The sequence below is a fragment of the Acinetobacter sp. IK40 genome (assembly GCF_035615075.1).
Taxonomy (GTDB): domain Bacteria; phylum Pseudomonadota; class Gammaproteobacteria; order Pseudomonadales; family Moraxellaceae; genus Acinetobacter; species Acinetobacter courvalinii.
Genome location: NZ_JANBOE010000009.1, coordinates 141,123 through 165,501 on the forward strand (window position 1 = coordinate 141,123; position 24,379 = coordinate 165,501).

At 44.9% G+C, this 24,379-nt stretch carries 18 protein-coding genes and 4 tRNA genes; 10 read left to right on the top strand and 12 right to left on the bottom strand.

Annotated features, from left to right (window positions below):
* The first annotated feature begins 501 nt into the window (after positions 1-501).
* The 3 genes from mqo (at position 502) to MSG93_RS15970 (ending at position 3,979) form a co-directional block, all read left to right on the top strand.
* A complete protein-coding gene (mqo, locus tag MSG93_RS15960) occupies positions 502-2,142 on the top strand; it encodes a malate dehydrogenase (quinone) (protein WP_005228893.1) in 1,641 nt (546 codons plus the stop codon).
* A 97-nt stretch (positions 2,143-2,239) separates the two neighbouring features.
* Complete coding sequence (locus MSG93_RS15965) at positions 2,240-3,481, top strand: MFS transporter (RefSeq protein WP_324622475.1); 1,242 nt, start codon at positions 2,240-2,242, stop codon at positions 3,479-3,481.
* Between the two features lie 42 nt (positions 3,482-3,523).
* Complete coding sequence (locus MSG93_RS15970; protein ID WP_005228889.1) at positions 3,524-3,979, top strand: hypothetical protein; 456 nt, start codon at positions 3,524-3,526, stop codon at positions 3,977-3,979.
* A 53-nt stretch (positions 3,980-4,032) separates the two neighbouring features.
* Here MSG93_RS15970 and MSG93_RS15975 read toward each other — a convergent pair whose 3' ends face one another.
* Entirely contained in the window at positions 4,033-6,093 is a 2,061-nt protein-coding gene (locus MSG93_RS15975; protein WP_005228888.1) for a choline transporter, read from the bottom strand.
* Between the two features lie 116 nt (positions 6,094-6,209).
* On the bottom strand, positions 6,210-7,820 hold the full coding sequence (locus MSG93_RS15980) for a BCCT family transporter (RefSeq protein ID WP_005228887.1): 1,611 nt from the start codon (positions 7,818-7,820) through the stop codon (positions 6,210-6,212).
* 264 nt (positions 7,821-8,084) lie between these two features.
* Between MSG93_RS15980 and betI the strand changes: the two genes are divergently transcribed.
* The 4 genes from betI to MSG93_RS16000 all read left to right on the top strand — a co-directional run bounded on the left by betI (position 8,085) and on the right by MSG93_RS16000 (position 12,811).
* Positions 8,085-8,711 carry a transcriptional regulator BetI gene (betI, locus tag MSG93_RS15985; RefSeq protein ID WP_005228886.1) on the top strand — a complete coding sequence of 209 codons (627 nt, stop codon included), beginning with the start codon at positions 8,085-8,087 and terminating at the stop codon, positions 8,709-8,711.
* Positions 8,704-10,176: a betaine-aldehyde dehydrogenase gene (betB, locus tag MSG93_RS15990; RefSeq protein WP_324622476.1), complete on the top strand. Its 1,473-nt coding sequence runs from the start codon at positions 8,704-8,706 to the stop codon at positions 10,174-10,176. Before betI ends, betB begins: the two co-directional genes overlap by 8 nt.
* A 90-nt stretch (positions 10,177-10,266) precedes the next feature.
* Entirely contained in the window at positions 10,267-11,961 is a 1,695-nt protein-coding gene (betA, locus tag MSG93_RS15995; protein WP_202741234.1) for a choline dehydrogenase, read from the top strand.
* A gap of 67 nt (positions 11,962-12,028) precedes the next feature.
* Positions 12,029-12,811 (top strand): TorF family putative porin, encoded by a 783-nt coding sequence (locus MSG93_RS16000; RefSeq protein WP_005283579.1) that lies wholly within the window; start codon positions 12,029-12,031, stop codon positions 12,809-12,811.
* A 57-nt stretch (positions 12,812-12,868) separates the two neighbouring features.
* Here MSG93_RS16000 and MSG93_RS16005 read toward each other — a convergent pair whose 3' ends face one another.
* Positions 12,869-14,044: a zinc-binding dehydrogenase gene (locus tag MSG93_RS16005; protein ID WP_005283576.1), complete on the bottom strand. Its 1,176-nt coding sequence runs from the start codon at positions 14,042-14,044 to the stop codon at positions 12,869-12,871.
* Positions 14,045-14,399: 355 nt separating this feature from the next.
* On the opposite strand from MSG93_RS16005, the gene MSG93_RS16010 reads away from it, so the two are divergent.
* From MSG93_RS16010 to MSG93_RS16020, 3 genes are all read left to right on the top strand, one after another.
* Positions 14,400-15,278, top strand: a complete 879-nt coding sequence (locus tag MSG93_RS16010; RefSeq protein WP_324622477.1) for a phosphoribosyltransferase family protein — start codon at positions 14,400-14,402, stop codon at positions 15,276-15,278.
* 25 nt (positions 15,279-15,303) lie between these two features.
* A complete protein-coding gene (locus MSG93_RS16015) occupies positions 15,304-16,791 on the top strand; it encodes a nicotinate phosphoribosyltransferase (RefSeq protein ID WP_324622478.1) in 1,488 nt (495 codons plus the stop codon).
* 320 nt (positions 16,792-17,111) lie between these two features.
* The gene (locus MSG93_RS16020; protein ID WP_324622479.1) at positions 17,112-17,867 is read left to right on the top strand and encodes an NUDIX hydrolase; all 756 of its coding nucleotides are present in this window, start codon (positions 17,112-17,114) and stop codon (positions 17,865-17,867) included.
* A 23-nt stretch (positions 17,868-17,890) separates the two neighbouring features.
* Here the strand turns inward: MSG93_RS16020 and MSG93_RS16025 are convergent, their stop codons facing one another.
* From MSG93_RS16025 to argJ, 9 genes are all read right to left on the bottom strand, one after another.
* Positions 17,891-19,495 carry a GMC family oxidoreductase gene (locus MSG93_RS16025; protein WP_032868291.1) on the bottom strand — a complete coding sequence of 535 codons (1,605 nt, stop codon included), beginning with the start codon at positions 19,493-19,495 and terminating at the stop codon, positions 17,891-17,893.
* A gap of 177 nt (positions 19,496-19,672) precedes the next feature.
* Complete coding sequence (locus tag MSG93_RS16030; protein ID WP_324622480.1) at positions 19,673-20,074, bottom strand: nuclease-related domain-containing protein; 402 nt, start codon at positions 20,072-20,074, stop codon at positions 19,673-19,675.
* Between the two features lie 53 nt (positions 20,075-20,127).
* Positions 20,128-20,595, bottom strand: a complete 468-nt coding sequence (locus MSG93_RS16035; protein WP_324622482.1) for a DMT family transporter — start codon at positions 20,593-20,595, stop codon at positions 20,128-20,130.
* Between the two features lie 748 nt (positions 20,596-21,343).
* Positions 21,344-21,420, bottom strand: a tRNA-Pro gene (locus MSG93_RS16040).
* 4 nt (positions 21,421-21,424) lie between these two features.
* Positions 21,425-21,500 (bottom strand) — tRNA-His (locus tag MSG93_RS16045).
* Between the two features lie 35 nt (positions 21,501-21,535).
* Positions 21,536-21,612: transfer RNA gene (locus tag MSG93_RS16050), tRNA-Arg, on the bottom strand.
* A gap of 70 nt (positions 21,613-21,682) precedes the next feature.
* Positions 21,683-21,759, bottom strand: a tRNA-Pro gene (locus tag MSG93_RS16055).
* 140 nt (positions 21,760-21,899) lie between these two features.
* A complete protein-coding gene (gene nadA, locus MSG93_RS16060) occupies positions 21,900-22,964 on the bottom strand; it encodes a quinolinate synthase NadA (protein ID WP_005228872.1) in 1,065 nt (354 codons plus the stop codon).
* A 143-nt stretch (positions 22,965-23,107) separates the two neighbouring features.
* Positions 23,108-24,328 carry a bifunctional glutamate N-acetyltransferase/amino-acid acetyltransferase ArgJ gene (argJ, locus tag MSG93_RS16065; RefSeq protein WP_324622483.1) on the bottom strand — a complete coding sequence of 407 codons (1,221 nt, stop codon included), beginning with the start codon at positions 24,326-24,328 and terminating at the stop codon, positions 23,108-23,110.
* Between the last annotated feature and the right edge of the window lie 51 nt (positions 24,329-24,379).

Below are 24,379 nucleotides of genomic sequence, written 5' to 3' on the forward strand. Positions count from 1 at the left end.
GACTTTGAAATTTTGTTCAGCTTGGTCAAAATGGACGACAACTATTCCACGCGATACCGCCACACGATCCACAAAAGTCAGGTCGATTCAGTTAAAATAACAAACTGCTTATCCATGCATTACTGTCGAGCATGACACCGCAATACGAATGACCCAAGCTTAGGTTTAAAAATTTACAGATCGGCGAAGCAAACAAGGTTATTGTTATTTGATCAAAATGTGACACATTTCTCTAAACGATAAATCAGAGATTTTCCAGTATTTTATACAAATTAAATACATAAAATAATTAAAAGCCACTTGATTACTACATTTTGAAACATTCGTTAACTAAAACACTGTCTAATTTAAAGTAAAATTCATGAACTAACTCCTCTAACGTCAGTGACAAGGTCACCCCTTGACTGATGTGCCTTTAATTGCGTCTGTATCATCATTTAAATTCTTTCTCTCTATATGGTCTGTCATATAGAGCGTCATTTAATTTTTAAGGTAAATTGAATGAAAAAATTTTGGAAATATTTATTAGTACTGCTCGTGGTACTAATTATTATTGCAATTGCCTTTCTTTTTAGACCAGTTGCGTCTAAGGCAATTAAAACAGCAAATGACGAACCGACTGTTGATGTTGTACTCATCGGCGGCGGGATCATGAGTGCCACCTTGGGGACTTACCTCAACGAATTACAACCCGACTGGAACATCCGCATGTATGAGCGTCTTGATGCAGTAGCACAAGAAAGTTCAAACGGCTTCAACAATGCGGGTACAGGTCACTCTGGCTTTATGGAAATGAACTATACCGAAGAAAAAGACGGTAAAATGGACATTTCTAAAGCCATCAACGTGGCAAGCCAGTTCGAAATTGCAAAGCAGTTCTGGGCTTACCAAGTGAAGCAAGGTGTGCTTGAAACGCCAAATACCTTCATTAACCCGGTGCCGCATATTGCATTTGTCTGGGGCGATAATGTGAACTTTATGGAAAAGCGTTATGCTGCCATGGTTCAAAACCCGTTATTCGCTGGCATGAAAATGAGTGAAGATAAAGCTGAAATTCAACAATGGGCACCATTGGTGATGGACGGTCGCGATCCTCAACAGAAAGTTGCTGCAACCCGTATGGACGTTGGTTCTGACGTAAACTACGGTGCAATCACCAAGCAGTTGATTGGCAACCTTGAAAAGAGTCCAAACTTCAAACTCAGCACGTCAACTGAAGTGACGGGCATCAGCAAAAACGATGACAACACCTGGTCTGTGGCTTTTAAAGATGTGAAATCTGGCAAAGTTGATCATGTGAAAACACGTTTTGTGTTTATTGGTGCGGGCGGTGCGGCAATCAAACTCTTGCAAATGACTGGCTTACCAGAAGCGCAACAATATGCTGGCTTCCCTGTAGGTGGTGAGTTCCTTGTCACTGACAATCCAGCAGTAACTGCAAAACACACGGCTAAAGTCTATGGCCGTGCTGATCTTGGTGCGCCGCCAATGTCTGTGCCACATATTGATACCCGTTATATCGACGGTAAAAAATATGTACTGTTTGGCCCATTCGCAACCTATTCAAACAAGTTCCTGAAAAATGGTTCTCAGCTTGATTTGCTTGCATCGACCAACAAAAACAATGTGTTGCCAATGGCAGCGATTGGTCTACAAAATGCTGATTTGGTTCAGTACCTTGTAAGTCAGGTATTGATGTCGGATGCTGACCGTTTCAACGAGTTGAAAAAATACTACCCTGAAGCAGATCCAAAAGACTGGCATCTTCAACAAGGTGGTCAACGTGTTCAGATCATCAAGAAAGAGCCAGGTAAACCAGCTAAATTGCAATTCGGTACAGAAATCTTTGCCTCTAAAGATAAATCTGTAACTGCATTACTTGGTGCTTCACCAGGTGCATCGACCTCACCTTACATCATGCTTAACCTGCTTGAAAAAGCATTCCCTGAGCAAACCAAAGGTGTATGGAATGACAAGTTGCACGAAATTGTCCGTTCTTATGGTCAAGACCTTGCCAATGATCCAGCCTTGCTTGATCAAATCCGTCATTATTCAAGCTCAACACTTGGCTTGAACTATACGACACCAGCCAACATGGTTCCTGCAAAAAAAGCGGTAAAAGCTGAAGCTGTTGCTCAGTAATTCCGTGTAGGAACATGTTAAAAAGGGAGGAGTTTCGGCTCTTCCCTTTTTTTATTTTCTCGCTGTTTTTTTATTTTCTCTCTGTCTTTTTAAATCTATGTCTTCTGCTATAAGCCCATCTGCTTTTGCCGCATTTGCCTGTCGTGACTTCAAGTTATTGACCATCAATCAATGCTGCTTAACTTTTGCGGTGCTGATTCAGGAAGTGCTGATTGCCTTCCATCTGTATCAGATCACCAAGAATCCGCTGCTGTTGGGGCTGGTCGGAATCATGGATTTTTTGCCTTTTCTGGTGCTTTCTTTATGGGGCGGTTATATTGCCGACCGTTTTAACCGGCAGCGTATTTTACAGATCAGCTTTAGTATTGCCATTCCCCTTTCCATCGCTTTATGGCTGTGTTTCGACCTGTTTCAATCTGAAAAAATCACCACTACGGTGTTAGTAATTTCCAGCTTTAGCATTTTATTTTTATTTGGCTGCATTCGCGGTATTTATAGCCCGTGCTTTAACTCGTTACGACCTTTTGTGGTGCCTGAACATCTTTATACCAATGCCGCAACCTGGACCAGTATGTGCTGGCAGGCAAGCGGTATCCTTGCCCCTGTGCTCGGTGGCTTTTTGCTGGCGCATTTTGATCTGGATATTAGCTTTGGCATTATTGTCGGATTATTTGCTGCCGGCAGTTTTGCGTTATGGAACTTACAAACACGAGAGTTTCCTCAACTCCAGACTGAATCCATTTTCCAAAGCCTGCAACAGGCACTGCAATTTATTTTTAAAACCAAAATTATTTTCTGGGCCATGTTTCTCGATCTGGGCTCGGTCTTTTTTGGCGGCATCATAGCCCTGCTGCCGATTTTCGCACAGGATGTATTGCATATCGGCGCCGATGGTTTTGGTCTATTGCGCGCTGCGCCTGCGTTTGGTGGCCTGATCATGATGATCGTTCTGGTGCGTTATCCCCCGAAACACAGACCCTGGCAGATCATGCTGCTGGCGGTTGCAGGATTCGGATGTTGCACATTGTTATTCGCTGTTACCAGACACCTCTATTTTTCTGTCGCAGTTCTCATTATCATGGGGGCTTGTGACAGTATCAACATTGTCATCCGTCAAACCATACTGCAACTTATCCCTCCCAAGGACATGCTTGGACGTATTGCGGCCATTAATGGCATCTTTGTCACGTCTAGTAATGAGCTAGGCGCCTTGCAGTCCAGTGTGATGACACGCTTTTTCAGCGTAGTCCCAGCAATGCTGATTGGCGGTACACTTTCTTTGCTGTGCGTGGCGATAACCCGAAGCAGAAGCAAAGAGTTATTTAAGTTTCGTTTTTAAATTCTTTTATATCGCTGTTTAGAAAAAATCAATGTAAGTCATATGAAACACACGTTGCCCGCGTCCTCTGGCGCATCCAGGTTTATTCTTGTTTCCATTTTTGTATGGCTGGTGCTGTTGTGCCTGCAATCGGTCTATATCGTGATTATTGGCGGCAGTGCCTATCTGTTCTGGACCGCTTTGGGCCTACTGATTTTAAATGTACTCAGCCTTCATGCAACCGTGCTAAAAAACCGGATTGCCACTGCACTGACTGCGGTGTTGTTGATTTATCTGGTGCTGAATTCATTGTTCTGTACTTATCTGATTGTCGCTTTCTATTGTATTTTTTACTTATATTCCGACGAATATAAGAATAAACGCCTGATCAAACTGGCAGGTTTATTCCTGATCATGATCATCTTTGCGTTGTATCAAAGCCAGTCACTGCATGAATTAAAACAAAAATATGCACCCTATGAAACTGGTGAAACCTGGCAACAACACGGCGCTTTATAAAAACATGCTAATAAAAAAACCTCACATGCTGTGAGGTTTTTTGTTGGATCAGACTAGTCTTGCGAGTCTGGATACAAAGGACGGTTACCGGGACTAATGCGGTTGATATGCAGGAAAGTCATGTGACGTTCATACTTGTCCAGAATGTCATTAATCACCTGTTCTTTGGTATAACCGACCAGATCATTGTCCTGCGACCCTTCATACAGGAAGGTCTCTAAACGGTAGTAATGTTGCTTACCACGTTTGCCACGTTCACTGAAGGTCGGTGCGATATAGCGCACAGGCCAGATCTGGTACACGAAGTTATGCTCTTCTTCGATGTAAATGGTCAGATCAAGATGATACAGCGTATCGCTGTCTTCCACTTCACCTTGCGTGACTTCAACACTCATACCACGCTTGACCAATTCATCTGCCACAGTCTGCACCGCAGGTTTACACACACTGTCGAGCATGCGCTGGGTCTCGCTACTGCCGGGATGGTGCATCACACGCGATAAACGTTGCTTCCAGTTCAGGATATCCACGTTACCCACTACAGGTGCAGCATTCAGGCTGCGACTGGCTTTACGATAATCTTCCAGTCGTAAGGACTTATACAGCCCCGCCATGACCAGCAACATGACAAAACTAAATGGCAAGCCCATGATGACAGTGGCACTTTGCAAGGCGGTAATGCCGTTTGCCATCAGCATGGCAACCGTCAACAAGCCAATCGCCGTGGCCCAGAATATCCGTAACCAGCGCGGTGCATCATTATCGACATTGGAGAATTTAGTGGTGAAGTTACCCAGTACCAAAGCACCAGAATCCGCCGAAGTCACATAGAACAGCAAACCTGTAATGGTGGCAATGCCTGCAATAAAGGCAAAGCCGGGATATTGCGCCAGCAAGTCATAGAAACCATGCGCAGGATCGGTCAATACCGTTTGTGCCAGTGCGGTATTGCCATCAAAGATCACGCTATGTAAGGCACTATTACCAAAAATAGATAACCAGGTAATGGTGAACAATAATGGAATGATCAAGGTACCACAGACAAATTCACGGATGGTACGACCACGCGAAATTCGCGCCAGGAACAGACCAACAAATGGCGACCACGCCACCCACCATGCCCAGAAGAACAAGGTCCAGCTATTCATCCAGTCTTTTGGACGATCAAAGGCAAAGCTTTCCAGTGCTAGGCTCGGGAAACGACTAATATAATCGCCAAAGTTTTGTACCAGTGCATTGAGCAGGAATTCGGTATTGCCAAGGAACAACACAAACAGCATCAGGCCAATGGCAGCATAGATATTGATTTCAGATAAAATCTTGATGCCTTTATTGACCCCTGCTGTCACTGAAATAATGGTGACGATTACCGCAAGGCCAATCAGGGCAATCTGAATCCACAGATTCTCAGGCAGGCCAAATAGTACATGCAGACCATAATTGATCTGTACTACCGCAATACCACAGGTAGTCGCGATACCGAAAATGGTACCGATTACGGCGGCAGTATCCACGGTATGACCAATCGGGCCATCAATTTTATTCCCGAAAATCGGGTACAAGGCTGAACGGATGGTCAGTGGCAGGTTATAGCGATAACTAAAGTAACCTAACGCCATCCCGACCAGTGCATACATGCCCCAACCGGTTAAACCGTAATGGAACAATGTCCACACCATGCCTTGACGGGCCGCCTCAAAGGTCTGACCTTCGCCCACAGGCGGATTCATATAGTGGGAGAGCGGCTCTGCAACCGAGAAGAACATCAAGTCTGTGCCGATCCCGGCCGCAAATAGCATGGCTGACCAGCTCAGTAGACTGAACTCAGGTTTGGAATGCTTCGGGCCAAGCTTGATATCGCCATAACGCGAACAGGCAATAAACACCACAAATACCAGATAAAGCGTCGCTGCTAACAGGTAGTACCAGCTAAATTTATCACTGACCCAGGCCAGTACCACATTCAATAAGTGGTTGGAGAAGTCGTTAAAAAAAATCGTAACCAGTGCAAATGTTAAAATAAGTAGAGCTGAAACATAAAAGACCACACGATTCAAATGATCTTTATTCGCTAATGTAGAATCATCAACCGCTCTTGGATTATCTGTTGCCATACAATCCTCAGGGAGTTAGAGAACAAAAAGAAAATATTCAACCTCGTCTTTCCATTGCATTTTCAATGAAAAGACTGGACTGAATAAAAAATGAAAAATAAAAGTCATGCCACAAATTACAATGTTTCTGATTTTTCAGTTGCAAAATGTGATGGCGGAGTTACTGGTGCTATTGTTTGCGGTGGTTGAGGGCGAAAAGCATCCTGCTTCAGGGCTTTGGCCAACCCAAACATATACAGCAAAATAATAACGGAAAATGGCAAACCACAGAGTACCACCGCGCTTTGCATGGAGTGGAAACTCCCTGCCAAAAGCAGACCAATACTGACAATGGTAATCACCACCGACCAGAAAACTCTTAACCAAATTGGCGAATCACTTTCATTGCTACCCCCTTTCGAGGACAGATTTGCGATCATGAGTGTACCAGAACCCACCGGGGTCAAAAACAATACGAAACAAATCACCACAACAATGCCAGCAATATAGGGGTTGAATGGTAAATATTCGAGAAGCTTGAATAGCGATAAAGCGGCATCGGTCAGCACCATATCACCGAGCGCCTGCTGCTTCTGGTTTAAAATCAGGTCAATTGCGGTATTTCCAAAAATCGAGATCCAGGCCAGCGTAAAGCCCAGCGGCACCAGACACACGCCCAGCACCACTTCGCGAATGGTACGGCCTTTAGAAATACGGGCAATAAACATACCGACAAATGGCGCCCAGGCAATCCACCATGCCCAGTAAAACACCGTCCATGCACCCTGCCACTCACTTGCCTTGCCATTGTAGAGATACATATCAAAACTCTTGGCAATGAAATGATCGAGGTAATCCCCAGTGTTCTGCACCAGACCATTGAGTAAATGATTGGTTGGGCCGGTGAGAAAGACGAATAACAATAAGGCATACAGCAAACGCAGATTGATACGTGACAGCCAGGCCAGACCTTTTTCAATACCGACCACCGTGGTAATGGTCGCCACAAACATCATCAATAACACCACAGCAATCAGCGTTGTATTGTTATTGGGAATGTCTGGGAGCAGATAGTGCAGCCCTGATACCAGCACCAAGGCACCAATACCGAGGTTGGTGACCAGGGAAATGACGGTCGCCAATATGCCGAAACCATCAACAAAATCACCGACCAGTCCATAAATACGCTCACCAAATATCGGATACAGTGCAGAACGCAGTGCCAGCGGCAAATCCAGACGGAAGGCAAAATAACCCAGCGTCACACCGAGCAAGGCATATAGCACCCAGCCATGTATACCCCAATGCAGGAAGCTATACATCATGGCATCGCGTGCTGCCTGTACTGTACCGCCGGTCCCTTCTGGGGGGCGCAAAAAGTGATCCACCGGTTCAGCCACACCGTAATACAGTAAGGCAATCCCGATTCCGGCTGAAAACAGCATCGACACCCAAGCCAGATAACCGAACTCGGGTTTGTCGTCATCGCGTCCTAATGGAATCTGTCCGACCCGCGAAAATGCCAGCCAGGCCACAAAACCGAGACACAGAATAATGACCAGCATGTAATACCAGCCGAATAGCTGGTTGGCCTGTCCTTGGACATAGGTCAGCCAGAACTGGCTTTGCTCAGGAAACAGCACAAACAACAGGCCAAAAATGCCAATACTGATTGCGGAGCTCCAAAAAACAAACAAATTTAAACGTATCGGTTCGGATGCGGATCCTTCATTACTTTTTGACACCATGTTCTTGCTCCTTGCAATTGGTGTACCTTCTTAAAAAATAACAAGATAAGTTCTGTTGAGCCCTTACCTGCTTATCCATAAGAAGCCTTCATTTATTACTTTAGTTCTATTCTTGCCTAGCAAAAATTCATTGATTTTTACAGATTATACTTTTTATTGATTGAACGTTCAATCAATAAAAAGTATGATAAAAAAATGTTATGATGCTCTACATTGAGAAATGTTGAATAAAAAGCACCTTGGCAGGGCTTTAAATGGATAAGCATGACAAAGCGTAGAGTAAAACCGGAACATGTGCGACGTGAAGAAATCATTAACGCCGCATTTTATGTGATTTCTGAAGTGGGGTTATCCAATACCACCATTGCACAGATTGCAAAAAAGGCCGAGCTATCAACCGGTATTGTGAGTCACTATTTTGGTGACAAACAGGGATTAATTAATACCTGTATGCAGGAAATGCTTAACGTTTTGCGTCAGAAAACTGACCAATATAAAACCGAAGCAGATCCACATCCAGAAAGCCAGATCAAGGCGATTATTGATTCCAACTTTGATATCAGTCAGGTCAACAAACAAGCCATGCGGGTCTGGTTAGACTTCTGGTCTGCCAGTATGCACCTTCCCGAACTTGGACGTTTACAACGAATTAATGATCAACGCCTGTATTCCAACCTGAAACATTATTTCCTCATGTTGGTCGATGATAAACAGCAGGCAAGCATTGCCGCCCGCGGACTGGCGGCTTTGATTGACGGATTATGGTTACGTGGCAGTTTAAGCAGTCATGATGAGTTTGACAGCCAGCTGGCCCGTTCCATTGCTTACGATTATGTAAAAACGCAATTGCAATTTGCGAACAAGCCTTTGCAGGAGAAACAGAATGAGTGATGCACAAGTTCATCAATTGTATATCCACGGACGTTATGTCGCAGCGACCAGTGGTAAAACATTTACCAGTATTAACCCTGCCAACGGTGAAGTGATCGCAATACTTCAACAAGCCTCACAACAAGACATTGAAGCGGCTGTTCAAAGCGCACAACAAGGCCAGAAAATCTGGGCTGCCATGACCGCAATGGAGCGTTCTCGTATCCTACGTCGTGCAGTAGATATCTTACGTGAACGTAATGATGAGCTTGCCCAGCTCGAAACCCTCGATACCGGTAAAGCCTATAGCGAAACATCAACTGTCGATATCGTAACCGGTGCCGATGTACTTGAATACTATGCTGGCCTTGCAACCGCCATTCAGGGCGAACAGGTTCCTCTGCGTGAATCAAGCTTCTTCTATACCCGTCGCGAACCCCTCGGTGTCGTGGCTGGGATCGGTGCCTGGAATTATCCAATTCAAATCGCAATGTGGAAATCTGCCCCTGCCCTGGCTGCAGGAAATGCCATGATTTTCAAACCAAGCGAAACCACACCGCTGACTGCATTCAAACTTGCTGAAATCTATACTGAAGCGGGCGTGCCAGACGGCGTGTTTAACGTGGTGCAAGGTGCGGGGCGTGACATCGGCCAATGGCTGACTGAACATCCGGTGATTGAAAAAATCTCGTTTACGGGCGGCGTCGAAACCGGCAAGAAAGTGATGGCCAGTGCTGCGGGTTCAACTTTGAAAGAAGTGACCATGGAGCTTGGCGGTAAATCTCCGCTGGTTATTTGTGATGATGCCAATCTTGACCGCGCTGCAGATATTGCAGTGATGGCCAACTTCTTCAGTTCGGGTCAGGTCTGTACCAACGGTACCCGCGTATTCGTACCAAAAGCCATGCTGGCTGATTTTGAAGCAGCGATTGTAGAGCGTGTAAAACGTATCCGTATCGGTGATCCAATGGCAGAGCAAACCAATTTTGGTCCACTCACCAGCTTCCCGCATATGGAAAAAGTATTGTCATTCATCGAGTCTGGCAAACAGCAAGGTGCGAAAGTGCTGATCGGTGGTGGCCGTGCTACTGAAGGCGATCTGGCCAAAGGTGCCTATGTATTACCAACCGTTTTCAGTGATTGCCGAGATGATATGGCAATTGTACAGGAAGAAATCTTTGGTCCGGTGATGAGCATTCTTAGCTATGACACTGAGGAAGAAGTGATTCGCCGTGCCAATGCCACAGATTTCGGTCTGGCAGCAGGTGTGGTGACTCAGGACATTACCAAGGCACATCGCATTATTCACCAGCTTGAAGCCGGCATCTGCTGGATCAATACCTGGGGTGAATCCCCTGCGGAAATGCCGGTCGGTGGCTATAAGCAATCAGGCGTGGGCCGTGAAAATGGCTTAACCACATTGGGTCATTACACCCGTATCAAATCGATTCAAGTTGAGTTAGGTGAGTATCAAAGCATTTTCTAATGCGCTCACCCTTCCCCCTCAAGATTAATCCTATGTGCCCTGCCATCAGCTGATGGCACTGGCACTCTCCAGAATACAAAAGGGATAACGATGAATACTCAAGCATATGACTACATTATCATTGGCGCAGGATCTGCCGGAAATGTACTTGCAACACGTCTGACTGAAGACAAAGATGTGTCTGTTTTACTGTTGGAAGCCGGTGGCCCAGACTACCGTTTAGATTTCCGTACTCAAATGCCAGCTGCTTTGGCCTTTCCATTGCAAGGCCGTCGCTATAACTGGGCTTATGAAACCGATCCTGAACCACACATGAACAATCGCCGTATGGAATGTGGTCGTGGTAAAGGTTTAGGTGGTTCTTCCCTGATTAACGGGATGTGCTATATCCGTGGTAATGCCATGGATCTGGACCAGTGGGCAACCATGAAAGGTCTGGAAGACTGGACCTATGCAGACTGCTTACCGTATTACAGAAAAGCTGAAACTCGCGATATTGGTGCCAATGATTATCACGGCGGTGATGGCCCTGTTTCAGTAGCAACGCCTAAAAATGGCAATAACGTACTGTTCCATGCCATGGTTGAAGCAGGCGTACAGGCAGGTTACCCACGTACCGATGACTTAAATGGCTATCAACAGGAAGGCTTCGGTCCAATGGACCGTACCGTGACCCCAAATGGTCGTCGTTCAAGTACAGCACGCGGTTATCTGGATATGGCCAAAGGTCGTCCAAACCTGACCATCGTCACGCATGCCACCACCAACCGCATCCTGTTTAATCAAAAGCAGGCAGTAGGCGTGGAATATATTATTGGTGCAGACCAAGCCAATATGAAACAGGCTCAGGCCAAACGTGAAGTCTTGCTTTGCGCAGGTGCGATTGCTTCACCACAAATCCTGCAACGTTCAGGCGTAGGTGAAAGCACTTTCCTGAAATCGATGGATATTGATGTCGTACATGATCTACCGGGTGTCGGTGAAAACCTGCAAGACCATCTGGAAATGTATTTGCAATACCAATGTAAGCAACCGGTTTCACTTTACCCTGCCCTGCAATGGTACAACCAGCCTATGATTGGTGCCGAATGGTTATTCAACGGTACCGGCGTTGGTGCAAGCAACCAGTTCGAGGCAGGCGGCTTTATCCGTAGCTCGGAAGAATTTGACTGGCCGAATATCCAGTACCACTTCTTGCCTGTGGCGATTAACTACAACGGTAGTAATGCGGTGAAAGAACACGGCTTCCAGGCGCATGTTGGTTCAATGCGTTCACCTTCGCGTGGTCGGGTCAAATTGAAATCAAAAGATCCGTTTGAACATCCAAGTATCCTGTTCAACTATATGTCAACCGAACAGGACTGGCGTGAGTTCCGTGATGCGATCCGTATCACCCGTGAAATTATGGCGCAACCAGCGCTTGATCCATATCGCGGTGAAGAAATCAGCCCGGGTAAACATATCCAGACCGATGCCGAGCTGGATGAGTTCGTGCGTACCCATGCCGAGACCGCGTTCCATCCATCATGTAGCTGTAAAATGGGTGAAGATGAGATGGCGGTGGTCGATGGTCAAGGTCGCGTTCACGGCGTACAAGGCTTACGTGTGGTCGATGCGTCCATCATGCCATTGATCATTACCGGTAACCTGAATGCCACCACCATCATGATCGCAGAAAAAATTGCCGATCAGATTCGTGGCAAAAAGCTGCCGCGTTCAGAGGCGGGTTATTACAAAGCGGGTACAACCCCGGCACGCCAAGCGCCGTTACGTCCAATACAATAAAAAGGAAATTCCTCTAGGGGACACCCGGGGCTTCGGCTTCGGGTTTCACTTCATTCAGGGAGAAATGATGAAAAAAACGTTGTTTGTAATTGCACCCTTGGCTTTTTATTTTCAAAGCACCCACGCCACTGAACCCACCTCACCTTACTCTGCCAATCTCACCGCTGCCAGCCAATACGTCTCACGTGGTTTCCAGCAAACCTGGGGTAAAGCTGCCTTGCAAGGGGGACTGGACTACAACCATGACAGCGGTTTTTATGCAGGCACCTGGGCATCGACCGTAAGCGATCGTTTTATTCGAGATGCATCAGTTGAATGGGACGTGTACACGGGTTATAGCCGTACCATCGGGGATTTTACCGTCGGCACTAAAGTCGCCTATTACTATTATCCAGGCGCAAAAACCACGGCTGACACAGGCAACACCCGCTTTGACTATGGAGAAATCATTCCTGAAATCAGTTACGGGCCGCTCAGCGTTAAATATGCGATTACCTATACACAGGATTATTTTGGCAATAATTCAGATACGCTGGGCATCGGCAATAATAAGCACTCACGTGGCTCAGGTTATCTGGATGTAAACTGGTATCAACCGATTACTCAAGGCTGGTCAGTGAATGCCCATTACGGCAATCAGCGCATCAAAAACTTCTCGGCAGCCAACTTTCAGGATGCCAGTTTTGCAGTCAACAAAGAATTGCCCTATAACCTTTCCGGCAGCCTGACCTATAGCAAAGCCTGGGATAAAGACGGTTTTTATCAGCAATATAGCAATGGCAATCCCAATGCCAAGGTCTCCAATCCGATTGATTCCACCGTGACATTCTCACTGACCAAAACCTTTTAATCAGGTCAGTATCAATCAAAGCCGCTACATTGACAGCGGCTTTTCTCATTTTCCCCATTAAGACTTGATCAGTTCAATACCTGAACCCGCCCGTTTTGGATCAATCAGAATTTTGGCATGTTGCTCTGGATCACGTAAGGCTTCAAAGGCATGGCTCACCCCTTCCAGCCCTACGACACCGGTGATCAACGGTGAACAATCGACCTTACCTTCCGCAATCATATGCAGGGTGTCACGGAATTCCAGCGGGGTATAGCCCAGCACATACTGGATTTCCAGTTCCTTATTGATCGCCAATGCAGGTTCAATCTTGTCGCTTTGCATGCAGACACCCACGCCGATAATCCGTGAGAACAGCGGTGCACCCTCCAGAATCTGCTGCATGATCCCAGCCACACCCACGCATTCAAATATCACCGGACGTTTCGGTAATACGCCGAGTTTATCGCCAACGCGCATGGCATTGACCCAAGGTAGTGAGTAAGTCTGAACCTTGTCAAAAATCCCCATGCCCATATTAATCGCTTCGGAGACATTGCCTAATAAGCCAAGCTCTTTCCAGTTACTAAATGGCGATTGCTGTTGAGGATCAATCAAGATATCCGCACCGCATTGCTCAGCCAGACGACGGCGGTTCGGCGAGAAGTCACTGGCAACCACGGTTTTAACACCTGCCGCCTTGAGCATAAGAATTACCCCCAGACCAACAGGGCCGCAACCGATCACAATGGCAGGCTCATTTTTCTTGATTCGGCTGCGACGTACCGCATGTAAGGCAACAGCCATCGGCTCGGTCAAGGCAGCACGATCCGCGTCCAGACCATTTGGTACGGCAAACATCAAACTGGATTGCACCAGTACCTGCTCGGCATATCCCCCTGAAGCACTCGGTGACAGCCCAGTCGGCATATAACCTTGCGGATCGACATTTAATAAAGGCATGGCACACACCAGCGTATCAGCTTTCAATTTACGTCGTGTTTTTGGGCCGTAATCCAAGACCTTGCCGCAGAACTCATGACCAAACACCAGTTTATCCGAGGACTTTGCCACCCCATTGAACCCGACTCGTGCAGCCAGATCATGCATGTGGTCACAGTGATGCTGCATGTGTAAATCTGAACCACAAATCCCGCAACGGATCACTTCAAGTAAGACTTGTCCCTTTGCAGGAACCAATTGAAGACTGTCTTCCAGTTTTAACTCAGCGTTATGACAAATCAGAGATTTCATCGGATGCTTTCCTTTTTTGTTTTATTCCCATTGTTCGCTTTTAGCACTTTAATCTATTGCAATGACAAGCAAACAATACATGACTCAATCCTGACAAGGATAATTGTCAAAAACTATGGCCTAAACATCAATATATCGCAGTAATAAAGTCAGCAGCTGGCCCATTTTAGAATAGTCCCAATGATTAAAAAAAGTTTAAAAATTATTCTCTTTTAACTTCAAGTAGATAAATCTAGTTTTCTAAATAACTTCCCTATTTTTATTAAAACGATCAAATTTAAGCCTTGCATTTAATAGTGTCATTATGCCAATATATATTTACTGGCTTTAAGCCACTATAAAAGAGAAGCTAAAAATGGCGATTCAACTTACGACAGCTCAAGCCAATGTTCCCATCGAGTTTTTGCAGTTTTCAGGTGGTGAACGTCATATTCAACTACAAGCTGAGTTGTTAAACCAATTACAGGCCAATACCCGGATCAGAGCCTCACTACAGAACAGTACCGATGTGATGGATTATCTATTACTGGAAAATGTGTTGCTGCAACAAGGTACTGGCCTTTCGGTGGAAATTCCTTATTTTCCTTATGCACGTCAAGACCGGATCTGTGCACAAGGTCAGGCCTTCTCACTGGATTTAATGACCAGATTATTGAATAGCAACAGCGAAAAATTTGCAGGACAGCGTCAGAAAATTGTGGTGTGGGATTGCCATAGCCCAGTGACCCTTGAGCTGTTACGCAAAAATACCCGCTTCCAAGCGGTGATCAATATCGAACCGATTGAGATTATCCAGCAAAGCCCTGCCTTGATGCAGATTTTAAGCGCTGACAATACGGTATTGATCTGCCCTGATGCAGGCGCAACACAACGCACTCAAGCCATTGCCAACGGTATCAATCCGCAACGCCAACAGGTCATTGAGGTGATTCGCTGTGAAAAAAAACGCGATCCAAGCACTGGAAAGATTAGCACAATTGCGGTGGATAGCCCTGATTTGACAGGAAAAACAGCCGTGATCAGCGATGATATTTGTGACGGTGGTGCTACTTTTATCGGGATTGCCAAACAACTCCGCAGCCTAAATTGCCAAAACATTATTTTGTATGTCACGCATGGCATTTTTAGCAAAGGTCTGGCGGTCTTTGATGGCTTGGTCGATCAGGTCTTTACCAGCAATAGCCTGCCACAAGCAGAAGCAAGCAAACTCAGCATCATCAATTTTCAAAATTAAGATTTAAAGCACGAGGCTGATAACAATGAGTATTAAAATTAACCCGCTCAATGCAATTGATTTCTACAAAGCAGATCACCGTCGTCAGTATCCAGTGGGAACTGAATACGTCTATGCCAACTTTACCCCGCGTTCATCACGTCTAGCCAAAATGCTGCCTGATTTTGATGACAAGATTGTATTTTTTGGTCTACAGGGCTTTATCAAGCACTTTCTGATTGAAACCTGGAATGAAGGCTTCTTCAATCAACCTAAAGCCAAAGTCGTCGCAGCCTATCAACGCCGTATGGACAATGCATTAGGTGAAGGCGCAGTGCCTGTCGAGCACATCGAGGCCTTGCACGATCTCGGTTACTTACCATTAAAAATTAAAGCCTTGCCAGAAGGTAGCCGGGTCAATATCAAAGTGCCAGTATTAACCATTATCAATACGGATCCGAATTTCTTCTGGTTAACCAACTATATTGAAACCGTGCTCAGTGCCGAGCTATGGAAAAGCTGTACCACGGCCAGCATTGCCTATGAATACAAACGCTTGCTGACCCAATATGCAGAAAAGACGGGTGCTCCTTTAGACTTTGTTCCGGTTCAAGGCCATGATTTTAGTAGCCGAGGGATGAGTGGGATCTATGATGCAGCCCAGTCAGGCGTGGGTCACTTGACCAGTTTTATCGGTACAGACTCGGTTGCTTCGATTGACTATGCCGAAGAGTACTACAATGCCACAGGTATTGTAGGCGTTTCAGTACCTGCCACAGAACACAGTGTGATGTGTATGGGCAGTGAAGAAAGTGAAATCGAGACCTTTAGACGTCTGATCTGTGAACTCTATCCTGCCGGTGTGGTCAGTATCGTGTCTGATACCTGGGATTTCTGGCGTGTCATCACTGAATTTAGCGTGGCATTAAAAACAGAGATTTTAAAACGCCAACCGAATGTCCTTGGCCTTGCCAAAGTGGTGTTTCGTCCAGACTCAGGTGATCCTGTGAAAATTATCTGCGGTGATCCTGAGGCAGAGCGAGACAGCCCTGCTTATAAAGGTGCAGTGCAGTGTCTATGGGAAATTTTTGGCGGTACCGAAACAGCGCAAGGCTATAAAGTCCTTAACGAGCGTGTTGGTTTGATCTATGGGGACTCAATTACCCTGGAGCGTGCCCAAAATATCCTAAAAGGTTTGCAAGCCAAAGGCTTTGCTTCAAATAATCTGGTGTTTGGGATCGGTAGCTACACCTATAACTATTTGACTCGCGATAGCTTTGGTTTTGCCGTCAAAGCCACTTGGGGTCAGGTTAACGGTGTCGGTCGTGAACTGTTCAAAGACCCAGTGACCGACTCTGGTGTTAAAAAATCAGCCAAGGGCTTATTACGGGTTGAACAAACTGAGAATGGTTTTGAGCTCTTTGATCAACAAAACTTTGAACAGGAGAACATGGGTGCACTGCAAACGGTATTTGAAAATGGCCAATTGTTAAGAGAATGCTCGCTTGATCAGATTCGGGAAAGATTAATGTGAAAAATCTCTTTCAATGCAGCCATATTGCTACATCAAGATTGATGACACATCTATCTGTCAAACAGGCATCTATTAGCTTTTGAAAAAAGGAGAATAGAGTGCCAAGCCAATAAAAAATCTTGCGCAGCTTAACTCGCTACTCACGGGCTGACGGTACCTGCTTGTTAACGCAGCCCAACAGGGAGATAACCTACCAGTGGCACTTCCGAGTTTTACATCTTAACTTACAGCTTGATACCTACATCACAGAAGCAAACATCTCACGCCATCTAAAATCATTTATACTCAATCTCAGATCAAATGCCCGAGATGTTTAAACCGTGACCCACGCCTCCGAACAAGAATACCTTGCCCACTATCAAAAAACCGACTATGACACCCCGCTGTTTACGGTCGATATGGCAATTTTTTCTGTGGCAAAAGGTCAGTTACAGGTATTAATGATCCAGCGCTCCAACTTCCCTGAAAAAGGTAAATGGGCCCTTCCCGGTGGTTTTGTTGATTTAAAAACCGATCCGGATTTAATGGCAACGGCACATCGTAAACTACTGGAAAAAACAGGAATTCAATCACCCTATCTGGAACAGGTTGAAACCATTGGCAATCAACATCGTGATCCACGCGGCTGGTCCATCACTGCTTTATATTTCGCTCTGATTGATTTTGAAAAATTTGCTATTCAAGCCACCAGCACTGCAGAACACAGTCAATGGCTTTCAATCGATCAGGCATTACAGCTGGATTTGGCCTTTGATCACAAACAGTTACTGCAGCTGGCATTTGAGCGTCTTTGCAATAAAACCCGATATACCACGCTGCCGGTCAGCTTGATGCCAGAAGTATTTACCTTGACCGAATTACAGAACATTTATGAAATTATTTTAGGGCATAGCTTAGAAAAAAAATCCTTTAGACGGCGCATGCAAGAGGCTGGTGCAGTTGAAGAGACAGGCCAGCAAAAAATTGTCGGCAAACGCCCTGCGCAACTGTTCCGTTATGCACTCGAGCATTATCATTTTACGTTTCCACGAATGCTGGAAACACCACGCAACCCAACTGAACATGAAAAGAGCTAAGGCAGAACCTTAGCTCTAAACGTTTATTTCCAGGTCTGGCGAATCATATCCACCGCTTTTTCAGCAATCATCACGGTCGGTGCATTGGTATTGCCATTGACCACGGTTGGCATGATCGAGGCATCGATTACACGTAGCCCTTCAACGCCATACACTTTAAGTTCAGGATCTACCACCGCCATCTCATCCACACCCATTTTACAACTACCAACTGGATGATAAACCGTATCGACACGCTGGCGTAAAACCTCACGGATTTCGTCATCGGTTTTTACATTGGCAGTAAACATATCTTCTTTGATTTTGTCTTGTAAAGCAGGCGCCTGCATCAACTTTTGCGTGACTTTATAACCATCGACCAAATCCTGAAGATCCTGTTCATCCTCAAGGAATTTAAAGTCGATCAGCAATGGATCATCGACATGCTTACCGCTGAGTTTGACCGAACCGCGCGCCCGTGGATTTAACAAACAGACGTGACATGAAATCCCGTGACCCATATGCATGGTTCGGGCATGGTTATCCACTACGGCAATCACAAAGTGTAGTTGCAGGTTCGGTTTGTCTAACTCAGGACGGCTCTTTAAGAAACCACCACATTCTGCATAGTTGGTGGTAAGCAGACCGCGACGTTCTTTACGATAACGTCCCACCTGCTTGAATAGATCCAGACTGCCCCCCATCGAAACTCCAAAGGTACCATCCATCAGCTTGGTTTTATAGGCAAAGATAAAATCTGGGTGGTCATGTAGGTTTTCACCCACTCCTGCAAGCTCTTTTATCACTGGAATGCCATGCTTTTCCAGCTCCTGACGTGGGCCAATACCAGAAAGCATCAGGATATGTGGTGACTGGAAAGCCCCCGCTGATAATAAGACTTCTTTATCGGCCTTAATCGTGGTGGTCTGGCCTTTATGCTTATACTCAACGCCTACCGCACGGCCATTTTCAATCACAATGCGTGAAACTTTGGCTTGGGTGACTACATGCAGATTCGGACGTTTTCCAATATACGGGAATAAGTAGCCACGTGCCGCACTCCAGCGCTCGCCTTTCTTCTGGGTGACCTGATAGACACCCAAACCCTCTTGTTCCGCGCCATTAAAATCATCATTCAGTGGATAACCGACCTGTTTTGCCGCTTCGATGAAGGTTTGCTGATAAGGATTATCTGAATGCAAGTCACTGACATTTAAAGGCCCATGCTGGCCATGATAGTCATTATGGATACGTTCATTATGTTCTGATTTTCTAAAATACGGCAGCACATCTTCATACGACCAGCCAGTATTGCCTAATGCAGCCCAGTGATCATAGTCACTACGATGTCCACGGATGTAAACCATGGCATTGACCGCCGAACATCCACCTAAACATTTACCACGCGGCTGATAGCCTCGACGACCATTGAGGCCTTTTTGCGGAATGGTTTCAAATGCCCAGTTATTAATTTTCGTGGGAATGCTGATGACTGCAGCGGCAGGTGTATTCACCAGCCAGCTATTACCCTCTCCACCGGCTTCTAATAAACATACCGAAATATTCGGGTTCTCGGTTAAGCGTCCAGCCAGCACCGAACCTGCCGAACCACCACCTATAATTACAAAATCAAAAGCTGTTTGTGTCATCTCAATACTCTGTTTTTTCTTTTTAAAAAGCGGCAATAGTATGCCGAACATGGCATTTCAATACTGTTGTATTTATCTAACCATTTTACTTCATCAAAATTAACTTAACTGGAACGCAATCAAACTACAAGCGCCAAATCTTTCAGTCGATATGCAATAAATCGCAAGTATGCAGAATCAGGAAACAGAGTCTTTCTCCAGTTTTTTCTGTTTTAAATATTCAACATGCTGTCGGTCTATTTTCCAAGACGGCTCCAGTACTTCTTTTTCTATACGATAATGAACTCTTTTTTGTTTCATTGGACTAATCACTTCTTGATTAAAACCTTTTATATAGTTTAACCAGGATTTACCACGGCATACATTTTCAGGCATTACTGTTTTAAATTCACTCCGTTCGGTAAATACAATAACTGAATGGATATGTTCAGGCGCCAAAACATCATTTAAAACCATTTCCAGCACTTTGCTATGTTTATAGTTCTGATGCAAAGGATTTTGAAACCTATAATTTTTTCCACTGTTTTTTGTCTTGCATTGCATTGTTTTGAGCTCAATAATCAAAACAAATAAAAACATATCTTTAATATTATTCCTAAATTTATTTTTATAAAAATATTTGTTATACCGACTCAAGCATTTATCTTTCTATATTCGTTATAAATTAAGATTAAGCCTCCTATAAATATAAAAAATAGCCCACACAACTTTAATCCATCTATTTTCCTAATCTCCACTCCTAAAAATCCAGTACCATCAACCACCGTTGCAAAAATCATTTGCCCCAAGAATACCCATAATAATGTATTTGTTACTCCTATTTTAGGTGCAGCAACAAACATACATAAGATATAAAGAGATCCAAGAAATCCTGGGAGCCACATCCACCAAGAAGCTTGCTGATATAATGCTGGTTTGATACCTCCATCAAGAATGAATGCAATAATCAGTGATACGATTGCTCCTCCCATATAAAGTACAAAAGTTGCTTGGATTTGAGTAGCACCACTTGAATTTCGAAAAGCACTGATCATTGCGAGCTGTAAGGGAACAATTATCCCGCCCAATAAGCTGATAAAGACATAACTAATGTTGTGCATAGGAATTTTCTCTTTTTATTTTTAGTTTAATCATAGTTTAAATTTGACACCAAACCCATCATTTTAGCCCTCTATTTTTAATAGAACAGGTCAACATATACACTTTGCTTAACTTTAAATTGACAAATATATCAAATAAAAAATTAAATAATTTTATTAAAACAAACGTTTAAATAACTCAATATAAGTTATTGGATAAAGAATGAAGGTACGTACCACCAATGGCAGTCATACTAATCTCGCTGACATAGTACAAGAAGCGGATCACCCCTTTCTCGTCAAAGGTGTGCCTGTACATATAGAAAGAATATTGATAGCGATCAATATACTGATTATGCAAAAGCTAAACGAATATTATTTTTGAGGTCAAATGTTAAAGAAAATTCTTTTCCCAATATTGGGGCTGCTTATCACTATTTTTTTAATGCAATTATCATATGAACTGTTCATTACACTAGTAAAAAGTAAAAACCCATGTGCAGAAGGATGTAGTGGAACATTTAAAATTTTCTTAATGTTTTATACAGGGTTCTGGTTCATTACAGGAACAGTAATGGGTTACCTTTTTGCAGTTAACAGGATTACTTACAAAGGCATCAGCTTATTAATTTTTATTTTCCTAATAACATCTTTTGCCGTTAATTGGTACGCTTCAACCTATGGTTACGGGCTCAACTTAAGCTATTGAAAACCTCCAGACGTAAAAAAACCGCTAAATTAGCGGTATTTTATCTCATCTTTAAGATGATGGTCGGAGCAGTAGGATTCGAACCTACGACCCCCTGGTCCCAAACCAGGTGCACTACCAGGCTGTGCTATGCTCCGAAATTGGGGTGAATGACGGGATTCGAACCCGCGACAACTGGAATCACAATCCAGGGCTCTACCAACTGAGCTACATCCACCATCAAAATTTAGTTCTATGTACCAAGCGACCAAATGGCGCGCCTGACAGGATTCGAACCTGTGACCATCCGCTTAGAAGGCGGATGCTCTATCCAACTGAGCTACAGGCGCATAACGATGATAATAATATCAAGCGATACTTCGCCGATCTTAAATTAATGTTTTACAACATTATTTTAAATGGTCGGAGCAGTAGGATTCGAACCTACGACCCCCTGGTCCCAAACCAGGTGCACTACCAGGCTGTGCTATGCTCCGATTTCTCAGCTTTTAGTGTATCGCACATCGTGCGGTACGGTGTGCATTCTAGGCGCGACGCTCTGGAACGTCAACACCTATTTTTCAAAAATATTAAAAATCCTTACCAAATGTATATTTAACAAGCATCTTGATGCTTTTTAACGCTTTAATGAGGCACTAAAGTTCAACATTCGATCTAAAGGTAATTTAGCGCGTTCTGCCAAAGCTGGATCAACGTGTATTTCTTGATCGGCATGCTGCAAGACATGCAAAATTCCATCCAGTTCGTTCATTGCCATCCACGGACAATGCGCACATGAACGGCAAGTTGCCCCCTCACCTGCAGTGGGTGCTTCAAATAATTCTTTATCAGGCACCGCTTGCTGCATTTTATAGAAAATACCCCGATCGGTTGCCACAATCATTTGCTGATGCGGTAAAGTCTGGGCAGCTTTGATCAGTTGAGAGGTACTTCCCACGGCATCGGCAATATCGACCACCGATTCAGGTGACTCTGGGTGTACCAATACCGCTGCATCTGGATAAAGCGCTTTCATTTGCGCAATGCCGCGGGCACGGAATTCTTCATGCACGATACAGGCACCATCCCACAACAACATATCAGCGCCGGTTTTCTTCTGAATATAGCGGCCTAAATGCTGATCTGGTGCCCAAATAATTTTTTCACCCAAACTGTCCAGATGCTCAATGATCTCAACCGCACAACTTGAAGTCACCACCCAGTCCGCACGTGCTTTAACCGCTGCTGAAGTATTGGCATACACCACCACGGTATGATCAGGATGCTGATCACAGAATGCCGCGAACTCATCCACAGGACAACCCAGATCCAGTGAGCAGGTTGCTTCCAGTGTCGGCATCAATACCGTTTTTTCAGGGGATAAGATTTTGGAAGTTTCTCCCATAAACTTTACCCCCGCTACCACCAGCGTGGTTGCAGGATGATCACGACCAAAACGCGCCATTTCCAATGAGTCAGAAACACAGCCACCCGTCAGTTCTGCAAGCTCTTGCACTTCCGGATCACAGTAATAGTGCGCCACAAGCACAGCATTACGTTTTTTAAGCTCTGCTGCGATTTGAGCGAACTTTTCTTGTTTCACTTCTGGGCTGAGGCTATTGTCCTTTGGCTCGCCCAAACGATCTAAATGCGCCTGCACAATATTTTTGGCTTCGTTCGCAATTAAATTCGCATCATTCATAAAACGTCTTCTCTATCCTGCGTGCTTGCATCATTGCAAAGCTATAACGTGGGTGTCGGGGTGATCATTTATTAAGAATCACACTGTCCACAAACCAGCTTATAAAAAAAGCCCCACTGTGGAGGCTTCATTATAACGCAAATTTATGAGCGATAATCGGCATTAATTTTCACATAGTCGTAAGAAAAATCACAGGTATAAACCGTGTCTTTTGCCGTACCACGACCAAGATCAATCCGGATGGTAATTTCTTTTTCAGCCATCACCGCAGCACCTGCTGCTTCGGTATAGTCCGGGTTTGCACCACCGTCCAGGCAAATTTGCACGTCACCCAACCAGACTTGAACCTTGCTACTGTCGAGATTAGGCACGCCCGCCTTACCAATCGCCATTACAATACGGCCCCAGTTTGGATCTGAGGCAAATAATGCAGTTTTAATGAGTGGAGACTCGGCAACGCTATAGGCCACATCACAACATTCTTGCGTATTTGCACCGCCCTCAACCTGCACCGTGATGAATTTGGTTGCACCCTCACCATCACGTACGATTAATTGCGCCAGACGATCCATAATACGGGCAAGCACATCGAGCACGTGTTGATAACGTGCATCGTCTTGGTTCTGGATTTCAGCACCGCCAGCTAGACCTGTCGCTACAAAGATACAAGAATCATTAGTCGAGGTATCACCATCAATGGTAATGCGGTTAAAGGAATGCTCAACCGTGGTGTGCAATAAGCGCTGTACCAGTTCTTGGCTAATCGGGGCATCGGTTGCAACGAAGCTGAGCATGGTCGCCATATTCGGACGAATCATGCCTGCGCCTTTACTGATTCCCGTCATGGTATAGGTCACACCATCCAGTTCAAACTGTTCAGATGCGCCTTTCGGCGTAGTGTCAGTGGTCATAATGCCAGATGCCGCTTCAGTCCAACGATCTGCATTTAACTCATTTAATGCAGGCTGAATACCTTGCAGTAAACGCTCAATCGGGAGCTGCTCACCAATCACACCGGTTGAAAACGGTAAAATCTGGTTCGTCTGTACACCAGTTAACTCAGCTAGTTTGGCACAAGTCGCTTCTGCATTTTGATAGCCGACTGTTCCTGTTGCAGCATTGGCATTACCCGTGTTGATAATCAGGTAACGTGGGGTATTTTCTGTTAAATGCTTTTTACTCAATTGAACAGGCGCAGCCGCAAAAGCGCTTTGGGTAAATACCCCGGCAACCTTTGATCCTTCAGCAAATTCAAAAATGACTAAATCTCGTCGATTTGGATAACGTACATACGCCTCAGTTGAGCCAATTTTTACACCCTGCACCACATGCATAAGTGGCATAGTTACGTCACCAACAGCCATTTTTAAACTTCCATTCAATTTGTTATGAAAAAGAAAATGAATACATACCCT